Consider the following 17,546-nt stretch of genomic DNA (forward strand, 5'->3'; position numbering starts at 1 on the left):
CTGCAATGCTATCAGCGGCTGCTGTTCCAAAGGTTCAGGGGATTAACGGCTGAGGGCCGGTGGATCATCCACCGGCCCCGCCGTTATTGCTGGTGCTGCTGACTACTCGGAGTCAGCGCCCTCGCCCTCGGAAGGAGCCGAAGCGTGAACGCGTTCGGATTCTTCGCCCGCGCCTTCTTCCTCAGCCACCACCGGAGACAGGGACAGCTTTCCGCGGTCATCGATCTTGGTGATTTCCACCTGGATTTTTTGGCCCACCGAAACAACGTCATCGACGTTATCCACGCGCTTGCCGCTGGCCAGCTTGCGCAGCTCGGAGATGTGCAGCAGGCCGTCCTTGCCCGGGGTCAGGGAGATGAACGCACCGAAGGTGGTGGTCTTGACGACCGTACCGAGGTAGCGCTCGCCTATTTCCGGAACCTGGGGGTTGGCAATGGCGTTGATGGCGGAACGTGCTGCATCTGCAGACGGACCGTTGGTGGCGCCAATGTAGACCGTGCCGTCATCCTCGATGGAGATGTCAGCGCCGGTGTCCTCCTGGATCTGGTTGATCATCTTGCCCTTGGGGCCAATGACCTCGCCGATCTTGTCCACGGGGATCTTGACGGCGATGACGCGGGGGGCGAACTCGGAGAGTTCATCCGGGGTGTCGATCGCTGCGTTGATGACCTCGAGGATGTGCAGGCGGGCTTCGCGGGCCTGCTTCAGTGCTGCTGCAAGGACCGACGCCGGGATGCCGTCGAGCTTGGTGTCCAGCTGGATGGCAGTGACGAACTCGGACGTACCGGCGACCTTGAAGTCCATGTCGCCGAAGGCGTCTTCTGCACCGAGGATGTCGGTCAGCGCAGCGTAGCGGGTCTGGCCGTCAACCTGGTCGGAGACCAGGCCCATGGCGATACCTGCAACAGCGGCCTTCAGCGGCACGCCTGCGTTGAGCATCGACAGGGTTGATGCACAAACTGAACCCATCGACGTCGAACCGTTGGAGCTGAGAGCCTCAGACACCTGGCGGATGGCGTACGGGAACTCCTCGCGGGACGGCAGCACCGGCACGAGCGCGCGCTCGGCAAGGGCACCGTGGCCGATTTCGCGGCGCTTCGGGGAACCGACGCGGCCGGTCTCACCGGTGGAGTACGGCGGGAAGTTGTAGTTGTGCATGTAGCGCTTGCGCGTCACAGGCGACAGGGAGTCGATCTGCTGTTCCATCTTGAGCATGTTCAAGGTGGTGACGCCCATGATCTGGGTTTCGCCGCGTTCGAAGATCGCGGAACCGTGCACGCGGGGCAGAACCTCAACCTCGGCTGTGAGCTGGCGGATGTCCGTCAGGCCACGGCCGTCAATGCGGATCTGGTCCTTCAGGATACGCTGGCGCACAACCTGCTTGGTGACCGAGCGGAATGCAGCGGAGAGCTCCTTTTCACGGCCTTCGAACTGGCCGGCAAGTGAGGAGGTGACCTCGTCCTTGAGCGCGTCCGAAGCGTCGTTGCGCTCCGTCTTGTCGGCGATCTGGAAGATAGCGGCCAGCTTGTCCGCGGCGGCAGACTCAACTGCTGCGTAGACGTCGTCTTCGTAGTCCAGGAAGACCGGGAACTCGACGGTGGGCTTGGCCGCGCGGGCGGCGAGGTCAGCCTGGGCGTCACACAGGGCCTTGATGAACGGCTTGGCAGCCTCGAGGCCCTCGGAAACAACCTCTTCCGTGGGGGCAGTAGCGCCCTGTTCCTTGATGAGGTTCCAGGAGTTATCCGTTGCTTCGGCTTCAACCATCATGATGGCGACGTCATCGCCAGCGATGCGGCCGGCAACAACCATGTTGAACACGGAGTTTTCGAGCTGCGAGTGCTTCGGGAACGCGACCCACTGGGAACCGTTCTCGTCGGCCACGAGGGCAACGCGCACGCCGCCGATGGGGCCGGAGAAGGGCAGGCCCGAGAGCTGTGTGGACATCGAGGAAGCGTTGATGGCTACAACGTCATATAGCTCGTCCGGGTTGATGGCGAGGACGGTAACAACGATCTGAACCTCGTTGCGCAGGCCCTTGACGAAGGCCGGACGCAGGGGGCGGTCCATGAGGCGGCAGGCCAGGATGGCCTCCGTGGACGGGCGGCCTTCGCGACGGAAGAACGAACCCGGGATACGGCCCGCAGCGTACATGCGCTCTTCGACGTCGACCGTCAGCGGGAAGAAGTCAAAACCTTCGCGCGGCTGCTTGCCTGCGGTGGTTGCGGAGAGCAGCGCGGTGTCTTCGTCGATGTACACCATCGCTGCGCCGGCTGCCTGCTTGGCGAGGCGGCCGGTTTCGAAGCGGATTACACGCTTGCCGAAGCGGCCATTGTCAATAACTGCTTCTGAGAACTGGATTTCGGGACCCTCCAAGAGAGTCACCTCCGTTTCTTGTTTAACGGAAGTCCAGCCGCATCAACCCAACCCAGCATCTGTCGACTGGATTGCACTGCACCCGGTCATCGATCGAGACCCACGGGCCGGGGCTTCGTTCTTCGAAGCCGTTCCCGGGGATCACTACCGAGGACCGCGAATGCGTGATGCGGTTGATCCTCCTGTTGAATTTTATTGTGAAGAAGGCGGCCCGTTCCGTGCAGGAAAGGGCCGCCCCCTAAGTCTGACTAGCGGCGCAGGCCGAGGCGCTCGATGAGCGCACGGTAGCGGGCAATGTCAGTGTTCTTGAGGTAGGTCAGCATGCGCTTACGACGCCCAACCATGGCCAGCAGGCCGCGCTGGGTGTGGTAATCGTGCTTGTGCTCCTTCATGTGCTCAGTGAGATCCTTGATCCGCTGAGTCAGGACTGCAACCTGGACCTCCGGTGAACCGGTGTCGGCCTCGGACGTTGCGAAATCCTTGATGATGGACTGCTTTACAGCGGCGTCAAGTGCCACAATAACTCCTAGAGATGTGCCGTGAGGCCCGAATCAGTAACTCACTGCCGGGGATGCTGGTCCGACTTTCCGGAGAAGGCCTGACACAACAGGAACCAGCCGCCACGGACTGCAGCCGGATCCATCGTTTAGTTTACCGGCAGCGGCCTAATCTTGTCGAAACAGAGGGTGTCTGAGCAGAAGCTGCCCAAGTGTTGTTGGTCTGGCAGCCGGCCGTATTGCACCGTCAGACATCGTTCACCTGTCAGTCGTCCATGAGCTGACGGATGGCAGCCATGCCCTCGAACAGCTCATGGAACGACGTGCTCAACGGTGACAAACCGATCCTGAGCCCGTGCGGAGCCCGGAAGTCCGGGATGATGTCCCGTTCCCAGAGCGCCGACGTCATCTCCCGGAACGCAGGGTGGTCCACAGTGATGTGACTGCCTCGCTGATCCGGATCCCGCGGAGTGGAGAGTTGGGCTCCCCGCGGTGCAAGCCACGAGTCGTGGAGTTCCACAGCAAATGCGGTAAGAAGACACGACTTCCTGCGGACTGCCTCCATGCCGGTCTCCTCAATCAGGTCCAACATGCCGCGCATGGCCATCATGGCGAATACGGCAGGTGTCCCGCTGAGGAAGCCTCGGATTCCGGGCGCTGCTTCATAACCGACAGCCATCTCGAAAGCGTCCTTGCGACCCATCCAGCCCCAGATGGGTTGAGTCAGTCCGGGAAGGTGCCCGGCGTTGACATACGCGAACGCCGGTGACCCCGGCCCACCGTTGAGGTACTTGTAGGTGCAGCCGGCAGCGAAGTCCACTTCGTTGGCGTCCAGCCCAATTTCTACCGACCCGGCGGAGTGGCAAAGGTCCCAGACCATTAGGGCACCGGCGTCGTGCGCTGCTTTGGTAATGCCCCGAAGGTCCGCAAGGTGGCCCGAGCGGTAAGCCACATGGCTCAGGACGACGACGGCGGTGGCCGGCCCGGTGACGGCTCGCACCTCTTCGACCGTGACGCCGGCGGCTGGATCCGGTGTGATCCACCGCAGGGTGAGGCCTTGCTCGCCGGCAATCCGTTCGACCAGGTATCGGTCCGTGGGGAAGTTTTCGGTGTCCAGGACGATTTCGTTTCGGCCGGGATCGGTGACGGCTGCAAGCGCCGCCCTTATGAGCTTGTACAGCACCACGGTGGTGGAATCCGCGATAATTACTTGTCCTGGGGCAGCGCCCAGAACATTGCGTCCCAACTGGTCGCCGATGGCCTGCGGCAGGTCAAGCCATTCCTCGTCCCAACCCCGGATGAGCCGGCCACCCCAGCTTTCTTCGATAAAGCGGCTGATATCTTCCGGGGTTCTTTTCAAAGGGCGGCCCAGCGAATTGCCGTCCAGATAGGACAAGGTGCTCTCCGCGCCGATGAACTGGCCTCGGTAAGCAGCCAGGGGATCCTCTGCGTCGAGTTGCTTAGCGCGGGCCAAAAGGCTGTCATCACTGGCTGTCCGCCCGGCCAATTGGTGCTGGTGGACGTCTGCCGGTGTTGGTCGCTTCACTGCCCGATCTCCGTCCGGACAGCGAATAGCTCGGGAAAGAAGGTCAATTCCAAGGCTTTCTGCAGGAAGGCAGCCCCGGTGGATCCGCCAGTGCCCGTTTTCATGCCGATGGTCCTTTGAACGGTCCGCAGATGCCGGAACCGCCAGAGCTGGAAGTTGTCCTCAAGGTCCACCAGTTCCTCACACGCCTCATAGGCCCCCCAGTTGTCCACCACGTTTTCATAGATGTACTTGAAGACAGGGACCAGTTCAGGGCTGAATTCGTGGGCACGGGTGACGTCGCGGTTCAGCACAGACTCAGGAATGTCGAAGCCTTGCCGGTGCAGATATGCCAGGAACTCGTCATAAATGCTCGGAGCCTCAAGGAGGAGCCTCAGTTGTTCGTGCGCTTCGGGATCGGATTCGAAGACTGGCAGCATTTTGCGGTTTTTGTTGCCCAGTACGAATTCCACGGCCCGGTACTGGCTGGATTGGAACCCTGAGGAGTTACCGAGGAAGCCGCGGAACTGGGCGTATTCCGTGGGTGTGAGGGTAGCCAGGACGGACCATTGCTCGGTCAGCGTCTTCTGGATGTGCTTTACACGGGCAATTTCCTTCAGTGCCGAACCAAGTTTGTCCGCGCGGAGGTGCTCGGCCGCGCTCTGGAGTTCGTGAAGCACCAGCTTGAGCCAGAGCTCGGTGGTCTGGTGCTGGATGATAAAGAGCATCTCATCGTGGTGTTCGGGGCTGCTCACAGGCTGTTGCTCGCTAAGCAGTGTCGGCAGCTGCAGGTAGGAGGCGTAGCTCATGCGCGAGCTGAAATCGCGCACGATCCCCTTGTCCAGCTTTCTGGTGTTGTTCTCGACAGCCACGGTGCCGCCTTCCTTCCAAGGACCGGAAATCAGCGCCTCACAAGCAGATCGTGAGCCTGGACGACGTCCAGGCGCATCTGCTCGACGAGCGCTTCAGGCCCACGGTACGCCACCATTCCCCGCAGCCTGGCCACAAATTCAACGACTACTGTCTGGTCGTACAGATCGAAGTCATCGGCGGACTCTTCCGGCCTGTCGATGACGTGTGCTTCCACTTGGCGGCTGACACCTTCAAAAGTGGGGTTGGAGCCGACAGAAATAGCAGCGGGCCACCGCGTGCCCGCCTGGTCCACGAGCCAGCCGGCGTAAATGCCATCAGCAGGGATATAGCCAGTTGCATCGGAGGACAGGTTGGCGGTAGGAAATCCAAGGGCACGTCCCCTTGCTGCGCCATGGACCACCTGGCCGCGCATGCGGTGTGGACGTCCCAGCACAGCCGCTGCGGTGGCGACGTCGCCGTCGCGCAGGGCTTCCCTTACCCAAGTGGAGGAACAGCGGCGGTTTCCGTCGTTGTCGCCGTTGTCCTTGCCTGCCCCAGCTTCGGGCTCATGCAAGGGGTAGCCTTCGGAACCGAACTCGCTGATGACCTGGACGTTGAAGCCGAACTTCTCCCCCAGTGCCTGCATGGTGGAAAGATCGCCGGAATTGCCTCGACCGAAGCGGGCATCATGGCCGATCACCACATGGCTGGCCTTCAAAGCACCGACGAGGACCTGCTCGACGAATTCCTCCGGAGTCAGGCTCGCCAGTTCCAGGGAGTACTTCATGACCAGTATGGCGTCGAGGCCAAGTTCTCCCAGGGCATCCAGTTTGTCCTGCAGTCCCATGATGAGTTCGGGCGCGGATTCCGGCCGGTGCACTTGAGCGGGATGAGGATCGAAAGTGACTGCTACGGACTTGGCACCGTTGAGGCGGGCTGTCCGGATGAGCTGCGAAAGCACCTGCTGATGCCCGCGGTGCACGCCGTCGAAATTTCCGACTGTTACAACCGAGGGGCCGAAGTCCGCCGGGACCTCAGTCAGATCGTTCCAGATGTGGGCCATCAACCTCGCCTTACTGCCTGCCATGGAGTCGCACCGGGCCGCTCTGGGCCCGGAACACTTTTAGATTACCTGCAAATGCCGGTGGCAACCGACGCGTCAGCCGCCACCTGCAAGCCTGCTGCCCGTCCCTGTCTACGACTCCACGGGAAACAAGTCGTGGGTGAATTCGTCATTGCCTCCGGGCAAGGGGGAAATCACGGACAAAACGACCCTGCCAGGACCACCCTCACATTAAGATCCCTTAGGGCCGGAGGCGTTCAGGGCTTGGCTATGTACTCCACACCTTCTCTATGTTCCAATGCGGGTACTCGAGGCGAACGCCTTCCGTAGCTGTATTGCGTGAGAGGCAGGGCCTGTGATTGAATCGGCAGCTTTCGTTATCAGGGCATCGGGCCATGTCGTGGATTTCGTCGTGGCGCCCTTTCCGCCGGCAGACCGTGTAGCTGCCCTGCAGGCGTCGGTGCGGGGCGAGCGGCAGGAGGCTCCGTTGAGGGTTCCGTTGGTTTCCACCGGAGTGCATTCAGGGCCCATTGACTTGACGGTGGAGATCCTCGATGCGAGGCCGGAGGTCATCGCGTCAGGATGGGAAGACATCCACGAGGTGTCCCTGATGCTCCCCGAGGGCCGAGCCTTCTTCAGTGAGCCCACAGGCTCGGAGATGAAGGACATCGGCATCATCACGGGCAATGCAAGGGGCAGCTACCGTGCCCGGCTTCACGCCACCGGCCGGGACACAGCCTTTGACTTGGTCGTGGAATCACCCGTCGAGCGGCACCTGGTCCAGTTCTGGAAGGAGCCTCCATCACCGGTGTCCGTCCTGTCCTCCAAATCCGAGCGAGGCAAAAGCCTGCCCGGTTTCATCAAAATGTGGCAGGGCCAGGGACCGCCCACCGCCACGGCCCACGCAGGACCACAACTGATAACCCAAGATTCCCCGCCGCCAGTGCACGTTATCAGCGCTGAGGCTGGTGAACGAGCGTGGCATGCCTTCAAAAGCACTTCTCGGCGATCACCTACCAGCATCAGCCGATCCCGGCCGGCGGCCCGTTCTTTGTCTCCATCATCGATTAACGTAGGCGCGGCCCGGATGACAGTGACCACAGACAGGGTAGACATCAGCTATCGCGGCTACCGTCTGGTTGACGACAGGATTCCAACGATTCCCTCCCCGCAGCAGCTGAAAGACTGCAACGGTCTCGTGTGCCCTCTGGATGCCGGGGCGGTCATCCGGACAGGCACCGATACCGGTTACATCACCGTCGGGGTGTCGTTGCTGAACTCCGAACCAGAGTTTGCCCTCGGCGGCTGGGAGGAGGCCGTTGACGTCTCGGTTCATTCCCCTACAGGGCAGTTGGCTGTGGATGGGTTCGACCAGACTCCATCGCTGCCGGAACTGAGTACCGCCGGCCCCGGCTGGTACAGGGTCCGCTGTATGGCGCGCGGCCGGTTGTCCGAATTCGACACCATTTCCCGGGAGTCGACTGAGGAACACCTGCTTCTGGTGTGGCAGGCACCGCCCAGCCCCGAAAAGGTTCACAACATAGCCCTTCGGCCTGGTGATTCCACCTACGAATACCGGGGCGGCAGACCACTGAGCAAACCAGATCACGGCGCCAAAAAGATGTTCGACGGACCGAACGGAAGATAGATAGACCTGGAGACCTGGTCAAGGGACTGCGGTGTTTCCTAAAAGCCTGTTGAGATTGAGAATCAGAATGCAGCAACAAAAAGCAGAGTGATGATGGGCATCTGCCATCTTTTCATCGCTTGTCCTTCCACGGCCTCTTACGTGATGGGAGGACGTCATGCAGCTATTTACCGGCCCTCGCTGTAAATGAGTGCAGGTGTAGATTAGGGCATCGCAAAAGCCAGGGTGCGGGTCACGGAAGGGTCGTCTGGAGAAGCAATTCGCGAAGCGGCGCACCGAACGCTGGAAACGGACTTGGCCTCACGGGTCACCGCTTGGGTGTTCGCTATATCGATCAACATCGGGTACTCGACACCATCGGCAACCTCGTTGACCTTTGCCATCGCCGCATGAACATCATCGGCCGCCAGAACAGTCCCCGGCTTCTGCACTTGCCGCCGGAGCTGTCTCATTTTCTCGGATGTGGGACGGCTGGCCCGCAGCCAAGCCTCGCTGGACGGGTTGACGGCACGGCATCGAGTAGCTAAAACGTGAACACGGGAACGTAATAGATTCCGGAGGTGGATCATGAGCGATGCAACCGCACGCCAGGACAGCCCACGCGAGGATGCAGGAACCCCGCCCCGCCGGTCGTGGCCAAAGGTGCCGTGGCGGACAGAAGGCCTGCCCACCTCGCCCGAGCCAGGGAAAAGAGGCCGGTGGTGGCGCACGCTCATCATTGTTGCCCTGTATATCGCCGTGTTCTCTGCCCTGTCACTCCAGGACCAGCAGAGCCAGCCGCAGTCCGTACCCTACACCGAGTTCAAAGCACAGGTCCGGGACAACAACGTCGCGGAAATCTTCGCCAAGGGCCAGACCATAGACGGCACCCTCCGCACCGAGAAACCTCTGCCCGGCAGCGACGGGAGCAGCTACGTCCAATTCACCACCGAACGTCCGCTCTTCGCTGATGACAACCTCCTGAGCGAACTTGAACAAAACGACGTCACCGTCCGCGCAACCCCGCTCGTGAATGAACGTGGCGTTCTGACCAACCTGCTCATCTCCGTCGCCCCCATCGCGCTGTTAGTCCTGTTTTACCTGTGGCTATTCAAAAAGCAGTCAGGCATGCTCGGCATGGGCGGCTTCGGGGCAGGGAAAAAGTTCCAGCCCGTGGACCCTGAAAAGGTCCGGGTCACCTTCAAGGACGTTGCCGGAATCGATGAGGTGGAGGCCGAAATCTCAGAAGTTGTTGATTTCCTCAAAGACCCTCAAAAGTACCAGGCCATCGGAGCCAAAGCACCCAAAGGCGTCCTCCTCAGCGGCCCGCCCGGGACCGGCAAAACCCTGCTCGCCCGTGCCACTGCAGGCGAAGCCCGCGTCCCGTTCTTCCACGCCAGTTCTTCCGAGTTCGTTGAAATGGTGGTGGGCGTCGGTGCCAGCCGCGTCCGGGAACTCTTCCAGGCAGCCCGCACGGCAGCCCCTTCCATCATCTTCATCGACGAAATCGACGCGATCGGCCGCAAAAGGAGCGGTTCCCTAACAGTCGGCGGACACGATGAACGGGAACAAACACTGAACCAGATACTCACTGAGATGGACGGGTTCTCCTCATCCGAAGGAATAGTTGTCCTGGCAGCAACAAACCGGCCCGATGTCTTGGACCCTGCCCTGCTCCGGCCCGGAAGGTTTGACCGCTCAATCACCGTGCACGCTCCAGACCAGGCCGGCCGCCTGCAAATCCTGCGCGTCCACTCAGAAAACGTGCGGCTTGCCCCCGACGCAGACCTTGACAAGGTCAGCCGCATCACCCCCGGCATGACAGGCGCAGAGCTGGCCAACCTCGTCAACGAGGCTGCACTGCTCGCCGTGAAACGTGCGCACCCCGCCGTCACCCAGCGCGACCTGCTCGACGCCCTCGAGAAAATCCAGCTCGGTACCGCCAGGAACGTCGTTATGCCCGACGACGAACGCAGACGCACCGCCTACCACGAATCCGGGCACGCCCTCCTGGGAATGCTCGAGCCCGGCGCCGACCCAGTCCGCAAAATCTCCATCATTCCCCGCGGCCGTGCTCTCGGCGTCACCCTGTCCACCCCGGACACCGACCGGTACGGGTACGACGAAAACTATCTTCGAGGCAGGATCGTTGGCGCACTGGGCGGAATGGCCGCCGAAGACCTCGTCTTCGGGGTGATCACCACAGGTGCAGAAAGCGACCTGCAGACCAGCACCCACCTGGCCCGAATGATGGTCGGACGCTGGGGCATGTCCAAGAGAATTGGCCCTGTCCAGGTCCTCCCCGAAGAAGGAGACCCCCGCAACGCGGGCGTATCCGAAAGCATGCTCGACACCGTAGCCGAAGAAGTACACACCCTGGTGGAACAATGCCACCAACGCGCCCTCACACTCCTACAGGAAAACCGGTGGCGCCTGGACTCCCTCGCCCAACGGGTCCTCGAGAAAGAAACCCTCGACGAACACGAAATCTACGAAGCCGCCGGCCTCCACCGCGCCGAGAGCCACATCGGAAAAGAAGAAGACCAAAGCCTAAACCAGTCCGCCCGGACGACCACAGCACTTGACACATCGCCTCAACACCGAACCTGACAAAGTGACCACGACCAGCCATGCTCGCCTACACGACCAGACAGTGTCTGTCCCACTTCCTTGAAACCGGGACGCCTTTGATGGGACACTCGCCGCGCGAATCTAGACCTAATTTTCCGAAGTCGTTTACACGGCACTCTGCCTGCCTGCCGGCGAAGTTCTTAACAGAACGGTGTTTCCGACCCCCCAAAGTCCGGACAGGAGCATCCCTCGCTCAACGGCCTGGCGTTTGGTCCTGACAACCAGGCGGTCGAATGCTTCTATTTCTGTTTCTCGTCCCTCCAGCGCAGGAGGCTTGAGGGCCCCAATCAAAAGGGCAAGAATCCGTTTCGGGGACACCCCTCGGATCCGAATCCTTGTGCCGTCTAGAGTTCGAGCAAGAGCTGTCTCTGCCGCCGTTGCGGCCGACCTTGCTGCCCCACCCGCTTTTCCAGCGCCAGGACCGAGGCCCATGGACTGGCTTGCCCCTGGCGGAGCCAACTGACTTACTCACGCCCAAGGAACTGCAAGTGGGGCCCGGCCCGGGGAGTTGCCTGAGAGGGGTCTGAGAGCTGTGCAGTCTCCCTTTACTTCTCTGGAAGAGAGAGCAAGCTAGGAAGACAACTAGAAACGGCTGAGAGATAAAAGAAGCCCGACAGGGACTGTTAGAAAGCAGTGAGATGAGGACAGCGATGTGGCTCTTCGTGATCCTGTTTATCAGCACCATCGTCATGACCGCGGGATTATCCATCGGATCTGAGACCGCGGTCTCTGCCCTCCTCATGGTCTCAATAGGACTCGCGACATATATCACCCATGGGCAGGGCGAGCAGGCAAAAACGACTAAGTAGATGCTGAGTTCAAGATCGCGAACACATCCCTAATTCGGGCATTACGACGAGACTTCGCTGCGGGCGGGACGGGCTGGCCGGTCCCGTGAAGAGGTTTAGGTCGAAGGTGTCGGAACCGGAGCCGAAGGCCGCCGGCGGTAAAGCCAGGCCAGCCCCAGAATAGGCAGAACCAAGGGAATGAAGGCGTAACCCCGTCCGAAAAGCGACCACACGGTTTCGTGGGGGAACTGGACGGCATCAAACACGCTCAGTGCGCCGACCACCAGGACGCCGACAAGTTCCACGAGGACGGCAGCAACAGAGACCTTGAACCAGGTCCGCCCTGGTTTGGCCAACGAGACGGTAGCAATGACATACACGACGGCGGCAAAAGCTGACAGCAGGTATGCCAGTGGAGCTTCGGAAAACTTCGTGAGGATCTGGTAGCCGGCGCGGGCCGTGGCCGATATGGCGAAGACCGCATAGACGGCAATAAGCAGGCGACCAGGGCCGGTATTGCGCGTATTGCCCGCCATCTTGCCGGTACCCGTCACTGCGCCTGGAGATCCAGAGGATTGTGCTGCCACGTTTTGGGGTTCCTTCACGTCAGTACCAGATCTGATTCATTCGGGCGGCCATCACCAAGGCCGTGACTCCCACCGCTGCCAGGACAAAGTTGCTCCAGCGGGTGCGTTCAAGGATGGACCAGTAGATTGCCCCGACCGGGAGCATGAGCGCTGTGAGCAGATAGCCCCAGAACTCCCATGCCTCACCTGCAATAGGCTCCCCCGACGTGACCCTGATGATTGAGCCGATGAGGTAGACGAGGAGCGCGAGTTCAACTGCCGCAACGGACAGGATAGTGACGTCGTTTGGCCCTTTCCTTAGGATGCCGGCCGTAACGCAGATAATCGTGGACAGGAGGCCGACCACCAGGATGATGTAGAAGTAGGCATCCACAGCTACTTGTCCCTGCCGTCGGCGTAGGGAAGCCCGTTCCCTGGCGCGAAGACAAGCACAGGCTTGGCAAAGCTTCCAGCATCGGCCAGCAAGGCAACGAGCGTTCCGTCGGGAGCGAAGGCGGCGGCGGGCTTCTCCACAGTGGCTGCACCTGGTGTCCCCGCCGCAGGCCCGGCGAGTACCCGTCGTCCGAACGAAATCTCAGTGGTTTCAGCCTCGCTCAGCTGCCGGTTAGGCAGCAGGGCGCGGGCCGCCTCGGAGATTTCCAATACTTCGAGTTCCTCTGCCAGTTGCTCAAGGGTCCTGGCTTGCTCCAGAGAGTAAGGACCCACGTGCGTCCTGCGCAGCGCAGTCAGGTGCCCGCCAACACCAAGAGCATTTCCAAGGTCGCGTGCCAGAGCCCGGATGTAGGTACCTGAAGAGCATTCAACGGTGACGTCGACGTCCACTACCCTGCCGTCGTCGACTGGCCTGATGCTGTGCACATCGAAGCGATGGATGGTTACGGGACGGGCCTTCAACGTGACCTCTTCACCGGACCGGACACGGGCGTAGGCCCGCTCCCCATTGACCTTGATGGCGCTGACACTGCTGGGAACCTGCTCAAGTTCTCCGGTAAGGGCGACGACGCCGGCCCGGATGGCTGCCTCGGACACGTCCACTGCGGTGTGGGTCGCAGTGACTTCGCCTTCAGCGTCGTCAGTCACCGTAGATTCGCCGAGCCGGATGGTAGCCGTATAGGTCTTGGACGTTCCGACGATGTACGTCAGGAGCCGCGTCGCCTTGTTGATTCCGACCACCAGCACGCCCGTGGCCATGGGATCCAAGGTCCCTGCATGACCCACTTTCCGGGTACCGGCGAGCCGCCGCATCCGTCCAACCACATCGTGGCTGGTCCAGCCTTGCGGCTTATCCACTATTACCAGTCCAGAAAGCACGCCTCCCAGTATATCTTTGCGGCTGCCGCCTCCTGACGCCCGGGCAGATCGGGGCAGCAGGGAAAGCCGCAGGCACCGCGTTAGGATGGCTCTCATGCCAGAGCTTGCCGCGCATGTCCGCGACGTTCCCGTCAACCAGATCCGTGAGATCACAGAGGCGGCGTGGCGTACTCCCGGCTCGCTGGTTCTCAGCATCGGCGAACCCGGCTTTGCAGTTCCCCGCCATGTCCTGGAGGCCGGGATGGCGTGCCTGGACCGCGACGAGACGAACTACACACCGAACGCCGGCCTTCCCGTACTCCGCGAAGCGTTCGCCGCCCGGTTCCGGCAGCAGACCGGGACGGAGATCACCGGCGACCGCGTGTACGTGGTGGAAGGGGCACAGCAAGGACTGCATCTGGCCATGAGCCTGCTGCTGGGTCCAGGTGATGAGATCCTGATCCCCAACCCCGGCTATCCCACCTTCGTAATGACCAGCAGCCTTTTGCACGCGGTGCCTGTCCGGTACCCCCTCTATCCCTACCAGCACTTCCAGCCACGCATTAGTGACATTGAATCCCTGATCTCCCCCAGGACAAAGGTTCTGATGCTCAATTCACCCTCGAACCCGCTGGGCGCCGTCATTCCCGGTGAGCTGATGAAGCAGCTTGTGGAGCTGGCCAGGGTTCATGACCTGTGGATCATTTCCGACGAGTGTTATGAAGCCTTCACGTTCGATGTTCCCCACGTGAGTCCGGCAGTTTTTGATGGCACGGAGCCTGGAGAAGCGCGGGTGTTCACCTCCCTGACGCTGTCAAAGACTTACGGTCTCACTGGTCTGCGGATCGGTGCGCTGGTGTGCCCTCCAGGGCTGGAGAAGCGTATGAACAACGTGATGGAGAGCATCGTGTCCTGCGTGGCTTCGCCGTCACAGTATGCTGCAGTTGCCGCCCTGACCGGACCCCAGGATTATGTGGCTGAAGCCCGCAATCACTATCGCGCCAACCGCGACGCCGCCTCAACAGTTTTGGCGGCAAAGGGCATTCCCTTCCTGGATGCACAGGGCGCCTTCTACTTGTGGGCGGACGTATCCCATGTCAGTGGCGGAGACGTCAGGGCCTGGGTACATGGCTTCCTCGCTGAGGAAGGTGTTTCTTTTGCCCCGGGAACTGCCTTCGGCTCCATCGGAGAGGGCTGGATCCGGATCTCCCTGTGCGGTCAGCCCCAGGACCTGATGGACGGCGTCTCCCGACTACCCGCCCGGGTCTGACCCGCTACCCACGCGAAGCTGACACTACCTACGCGCGCCTGACAGCGCCTTGTCCAACCAGGCCCGGAGTGCTGGGGCGGGCGCAGCGCCGACTTGCCGTGCCACCACTGTGCCCTTGATGATCACCATTAGGGTGGGTATGGACTGGATCGCGAACCGCGCTGACAGGCCAGGTGCCCGATCCACATCCACCTTGACGAGTTTGATCGCGCCTGCCTTCTCCTGCGCGAGCTGATCCAGGACAGGGCTCACCATCCTGCAGGGCCCGCACCACTCGGCCCAAAAATCAATGAGCGCCGGAACGCTCGATGCTTCAGCCACCGAGGCAAAATCTTCGTCACCTGCCACCGCTACCCAAGGCAGATCCTGCTTGCAATTGGCACAGCGGGGCCTGCCCGAGGCTGCACCAGGAACCCTGTTGGTCTTGCCGCAGTGCAGGCATTTGATCAGTTGAGAAGCCATCTACGTCTCGTGTCTCGCGCCGGTTGCCCTGTAAGGCTCGTCAACTGAGCCTTCAATAGTCAATGCGGTTGCGGTGGGCGTGCCAGGCCTCGAAAGGACGGTTCGACGTCGGGATGGCTGCTTGCCGGACCGGCAACAGTTCCGGACGGCTTCCGGCGAAGTATTCATAGAACACCGCGTCATCAAATCCGGCGGCTGCAGCACCATGGCGGTCCGCGGCAAAGTAGACGCTGTCCATCCTGGCCCAGAGAGCCGAGGCGAGGCACAGCGGGCAAGGCTCGCAGCTGGTGTACAGCACCGAGCCGCTAAGGTCAAAGTGTCCGGTACCGGTGGCCGCGTTCCTGATGGCTACTACCTCGGCATGGGCCGTGGGATCTTTGTCCCGAGTGACGCGGTTGACCCCTTCGAACCGCCGACCGTCCGGAGTGACCACCAAGGCACCGAATGGTCCGCCGCCTTCAGCAACGTTCTGGATCGCAAGGCGAATCGCCATGTCCAGATAATCTGTGGAACCTGAACCATTCCCTGAGCCGCTCATCTTCTGATCATAGCCAGACGGCGGCGATTTTCCCGGGCTTCCGTGCCATGCATTTACCGAGGCCCCACACCACCCTTTTCCGCAGGCATCGACATCTCCCGAAGTGCGGTACTAAACTACTCGCGTTTGGGGGAGACGCCGTTGTCGACGGGTCAAAACAAGGGTCTCAATGTACTGGATGCTCGCACCCCGACATTGGAGACAAAATGAGAAAACAACTACCCTTCGCTGCGGTTCTCACCACCGCGGCTGCACTCCTTATCGCTGCACCAGCCACCCACGCCTCCGAAGATGAAGCGCCTGCCGCACCGACAGTCTGGGCCGACGGCCTGTTCAGTCCTTTGCACATCGGCGACGGTCCAGGGGGCTCCGTCCTTGTGACGGAGCAGTTCTTGGGACAGCTGATTCAAATTGACAAGAATGGCCAACGCACAGTGCTCCACGACAACCCGGGCTGGAGCGTTGCCGGCAGCGACCTCGGCGGGGACACCATCTATGTTGCAGAAAGCCAGGGCGCGGGAGGCTTTGATGGTCTTCCCCTTGCGGGACACATCCGTGCCCTGAACCCTGACGGTACGCAGCGGACCTTCGGGGATCTGGCAGCCCTGGAGACGACGGAGAACGCCGACGGCGGGATCACCTACGGATTCGAAAACCTGCCGGCGGATTGTGCAGCCTTGTTGCCGGAGCATGCGCGGGCATCGTACACAGGCGAAATCGACTCCCATCCTTACGGCATCGACATCTACGGCAGCACCATTTATGTCGCTGATGCAGGAGCCAACAGCGTTGTCTCAGTAGATGTTCATACCGGAGAGACGAAAACCGTTGCCGTCCTTCCGCCTCGGCCTTTCCTTGTGACTGAGGAAGCAGCAGCCGCTTCGGGCCTCCCGGCATGCGCTGTTGGCCACACGTACTGGTTCGAAGCGGTGCCCACGGATGTGGAGCTCGGTCCGGACGGCTGGCTGTATGTAACCTCCCTGCCAGGAGGACCGGAAGACCCGGCGCTCGGCTCCCGGGGAGCGGTGTTCAAGGTCAATCCGGACAAGGGGCACGTGAAGGTATTTGCCGACGAGATCATGTCTCCGACCGGAATCGACATGGATGACAACGGAAACATCTACGTGGCATCCCTCTTCGGGGAGGGCGTTTTGAAGTTCTCCGCGCATTCCGGCAAAGAGCGGGTGGTGCTGACCGCCATGCTCACGGCCGATGTGGATATTCGGGGCGACACCATCTACGCCACGGTGAACGCGTTGCCCGGGGAACCCACCGCACCACCGGCAGGTCAGATAGTCACCCTTTGGCAAGGAGACCATTGAACCGTGCCTTGAGCAGCACACTGGTTGAGCAACAAATCCAGTTGAGCAGCACGTTTAACTGACTGTGGCCGGATCCGTCTGGATCCGGCCACAGTCTTGAAGAAGACTTCTACTTGCTGTTGTCTTCGTCGATCTCGTTGTCGCCGCTGAACTCGATGTCCTCGTCGTCGAAGTCGTCCTCATCGATGTCCACATCATCCTGCGGAGCATCTGTTTTGTAAGGATCGGCATCGCCGGCATGCTTGGCGTTCTGAGCCAGCGCAGCAACCTCGGCATCGCGCTTCTTGGCTGCCCGGAGCAGCTCCTCAAGGTTGGATGCCACGACAGGGATCTGATCTGCCACGAACTCGAGGGTGGGCGTCAGCCGGACAGTGATGTTGCGGCCGACCTCCTGCCGCAGGACGCCCTTGGCTTTGTCGAGACCCTTTGCAGCGTCCGCCTGTACCACCTGGTCACCGAGGACGGTGTAGTAGATGGTGGCGTGCTGCAGATCGTTGGTGACGCGGGCGTCAGTGACAGTGATGCCCTCAAGCCGGGGATCCTTGACCTTCCGGCCCAACGCCTCGGCAACAACCACCTTAATCCGCTGCGCCAACTTGGCAGCGCGTGCCGGATCAGCCATGACTTCCTCCTGGAAATAGAAAAATTAGAAAGGGAGGGGCCGCCGGAATAATCCAACGGCCCCGACCCGGGTTACTGCGCTGATTTCTCAGCAAAGAAC

The 17,546-nt window shown here is 61.1% G+C and carries 16 protein-coding genes; 4 read left to right on the plus strand and 12 right to left on the minus strand.

The features are described 5' to 3' along the window. Positions 1-102: 102 nt before the first annotated feature. The 5 genes from M1E05_RS14440 to M1E05_RS14460 form a co-directional block, all read right to left on the minus strand. Positions 103-2,373 carry a polyribonucleotide nucleotidyltransferase gene (locus M1E05_RS14440; RefSeq protein WP_458114502.1) on the minus strand — a complete coding sequence of 757 codons (2,271 nt, stop codon included), beginning with the start codon at positions 2,371-2,373 and terminating at the stop codon, positions 103-105. Positions 2,374-2,621: 248 nt separating this feature from the next. Continuing rightward, entirely contained in the window at positions 2,622-2,891 is a 270-nt protein-coding gene (gene rpsO / locus M1E05_RS14445; protein WP_247048644.1) for a 30S ribosomal protein S15, read from the minus strand. A 244-nt stretch (positions 2,892-3,135) separates the two neighbouring features. Then, the gene (kynU, locus tag M1E05_RS14450) at positions 3,136-4,377 is read right to left on the minus strand and encodes a kynureninase (protein ID WP_461165254.1); all 1,242 of its coding nucleotides are present in this window, start codon (positions 4,375-4,377) and stop codon (positions 3,136-3,138) included. A 35-nt stretch (positions 4,378-4,412) separates the two neighbouring features. Continuing rightward, positions 4,413-5,267, minus strand: a complete 855-nt coding sequence (kynA, locus tag M1E05_RS14455; RefSeq protein WP_461163342.1) for a tryptophan 2,3-dioxygenase — start codon at positions 5,265-5,267, stop codon at positions 4,413-4,415. A 29-nt stretch (positions 5,268-5,296) separates the two neighbouring features. After that, positions 5,297-6,310, minus strand: a complete 1,014-nt coding sequence (locus M1E05_RS14460; protein WP_458110984.1) for a bifunctional riboflavin kinase/FAD synthetase — start codon at positions 6,308-6,310, stop codon at positions 5,297-5,299. Positions 6,311-6,665: 355 nt separating this feature from the next. Between M1E05_RS14460 and M1E05_RS14465 the strand changes: the two genes are divergently transcribed. Next, a complete protein-coding gene (locus M1E05_RS14465; protein WP_461163343.1) occupies positions 6,666-7,958 on the plus strand; it encodes a hypothetical protein in 1,293 nt (430 codons plus the stop codon). 203 nt (positions 7,959-8,161) lie between these two features. Here M1E05_RS14465 and M1E05_RS14470 read toward each other — a convergent pair whose 3' ends face one another. Next, a complete protein-coding gene (locus tag M1E05_RS14470; RefSeq protein WP_458110986.1) occupies positions 8,162-8,410 on the minus strand; it encodes a hypothetical protein in 249 nt (82 codons plus the stop codon). A 115-nt stretch (positions 8,411-8,525) separates the two neighbouring features. Between M1E05_RS14470 and ftsH the strand changes: the two genes are divergently transcribed. Next, positions 8,526-10,547 carry an ATP-dependent zinc metalloprotease FtsH gene (ftsH, locus tag M1E05_RS14475; RefSeq protein WP_461163344.1) on the plus strand — a complete coding sequence of 674 codons (2,022 nt, stop codon included), beginning with the start codon at positions 8,526-8,528 and terminating at the stop codon, positions 10,545-10,547. A 925-nt stretch (positions 10,548-11,472) separates the two neighbouring features. Here the strand turns inward: ftsH and M1E05_RS14480 are convergent. From M1E05_RS14480 to truB, 3 genes are all read right to left on the minus strand, one after another. After that, on the minus strand, positions 11,473-11,892 hold the full coding sequence (locus M1E05_RS14480) for a hypothetical protein (protein WP_461165255.1): 420 nt from the start codon (positions 11,890-11,892) through the stop codon (positions 11,473-11,475). A gap of 70 nt (positions 11,893-11,962) precedes the next feature. Next, positions 11,963-12,316 (minus strand): hypothetical protein, encoded by a 354-nt coding sequence (locus M1E05_RS14485; RefSeq protein ID WP_458113825.1) that lies wholly within the window; start codon positions 12,314-12,316, stop codon positions 11,963-11,965. 2 nt (positions 12,317-12,318) lie between these two features. Continuing rightward, entirely contained in the window at positions 12,319-13,254 is a 936-nt protein-coding gene (gene truB, locus M1E05_RS14490) for a tRNA pseudouridine(55) synthase TruB (RefSeq protein ID WP_461163345.1), read from the minus strand. A 94-nt stretch (positions 13,255-13,348) separates the two neighbouring features. On the opposite strand from truB, the gene M1E05_RS14495 reads away from it, so the two are divergent. After that, positions 13,349-14,503, plus strand: coding sequence for a pyridoxal phosphate-dependent aminotransferase (locus tag M1E05_RS14495; RefSeq protein ID WP_461163346.1), 1,155 nt, complete (start codon positions 13,349-13,351; stop codon positions 14,501-14,503). A 24-nt stretch (positions 14,504-14,527) separates the two neighbouring features. Here M1E05_RS14495 and trxA read toward each other — a convergent pair whose 3' ends face one another. Next, positions 14,528-14,965, minus strand: a complete 438-nt coding sequence (gene trxA, locus M1E05_RS14500) for a thioredoxin (protein ID WP_458113822.1) — start codon at positions 14,963-14,965, stop codon at positions 14,528-14,530. Between the two features lie 52 nt (positions 14,966-15,017). Beyond that, on the minus strand, positions 15,018-15,503 hold the full coding sequence (locus M1E05_RS14505) for a nucleoside deaminase (protein WP_461163347.1): 486 nt from the start codon (positions 15,501-15,503) through the stop codon (positions 15,018-15,020). Between the two features lie 206 nt (positions 15,504-15,709). On the opposite strand from M1E05_RS14505, the gene M1E05_RS14510 reads away from it, so the two are divergent. Then, positions 15,710-16,825 carry a ScyD/ScyE family protein gene (locus M1E05_RS14510; protein ID WP_458113820.1) on the plus strand — a complete coding sequence of 372 codons (1,116 nt, stop codon included), beginning with the start codon at positions 15,710-15,712 and terminating at the stop codon, positions 16,823-16,825. Between the two features lie 109 nt (positions 16,826-16,934). Here the strand turns inward: M1E05_RS14510 and rbfA are convergent, their stop codons facing one another. Beyond that, the gene (gene rbfA / locus M1E05_RS14515) at positions 16,935-17,447 is read right to left on the minus strand and encodes a 30S ribosome-binding factor RbfA (protein WP_247044072.1); all 513 of its coding nucleotides are present in this window, start codon (positions 17,445-17,447) and stop codon (positions 16,935-16,937) included. Between the last annotated feature and the right edge of the window lie 99 nt (positions 17,448-17,546).

The organism is Arthrobacter sp. R4-81 (genome assembly GCF_054792365.1).

Coding starts and splice junctions, on each gene's coding strand:
- M1E05_RS14460 (WP_458110984.1), bottom strand. CDS start 6,310: ATGGCCCACATCTGGAACGATCTGACTGAGGTCCCGGCGGACTTCGGC.
- M1E05_RS14470 (WP_458110986.1), bottom strand. CDS start 8,410: ATGAGACAGCTCCGGCGGCAAGTGCAGAAGCCGGGGACTGTTCTGGCG.
- ftsH (WP_461163344.1), top strand. CDS start 8,526: ATGAGCGATGCAACCGCACGCCAGGACAGCCCACGCGAGGATGCAGGA.
- M1E05_RS14480 (WP_461165255.1), bottom strand. CDS start 11,892: ATGGCGGGCAATACGCGCAATACCGGCCCTGGTCGCCTGCTTATTGCC.
- M1E05_RS14495 (WP_461163346.1), top strand. CDS start 13,349: ATGCCAGAGCTTGCCGCGCATGTCCGCGACGTTCCCGTCAACCAGATC.
- trxA (WP_458113822.1), bottom strand. CDS start 14,965: ATGGCTTCTCAACTGATCAAATGCCTGCACTGCGGCAAGACCAACAGG.
- M1E05_RS14505 (WP_461163347.1), bottom strand. CDS start 15,503: ATGAGCGGCTCAGGGAATGGTTCAGGTTCCACAGATTATCTGGACATG.
- M1E05_RS14510 (WP_458113820.1), top strand. CDS start 15,710: ATGAGAAAACAACTACCCTTCGCTGCGGTTCTCACCACCGCGGCTGCA.
- rbfA (WP_247044072.1), bottom strand. CDS start 17,447: ATGGCTGATCCGGCACGCGCTGCCAAGTTGGCGCAGCGGATTAAGGTG.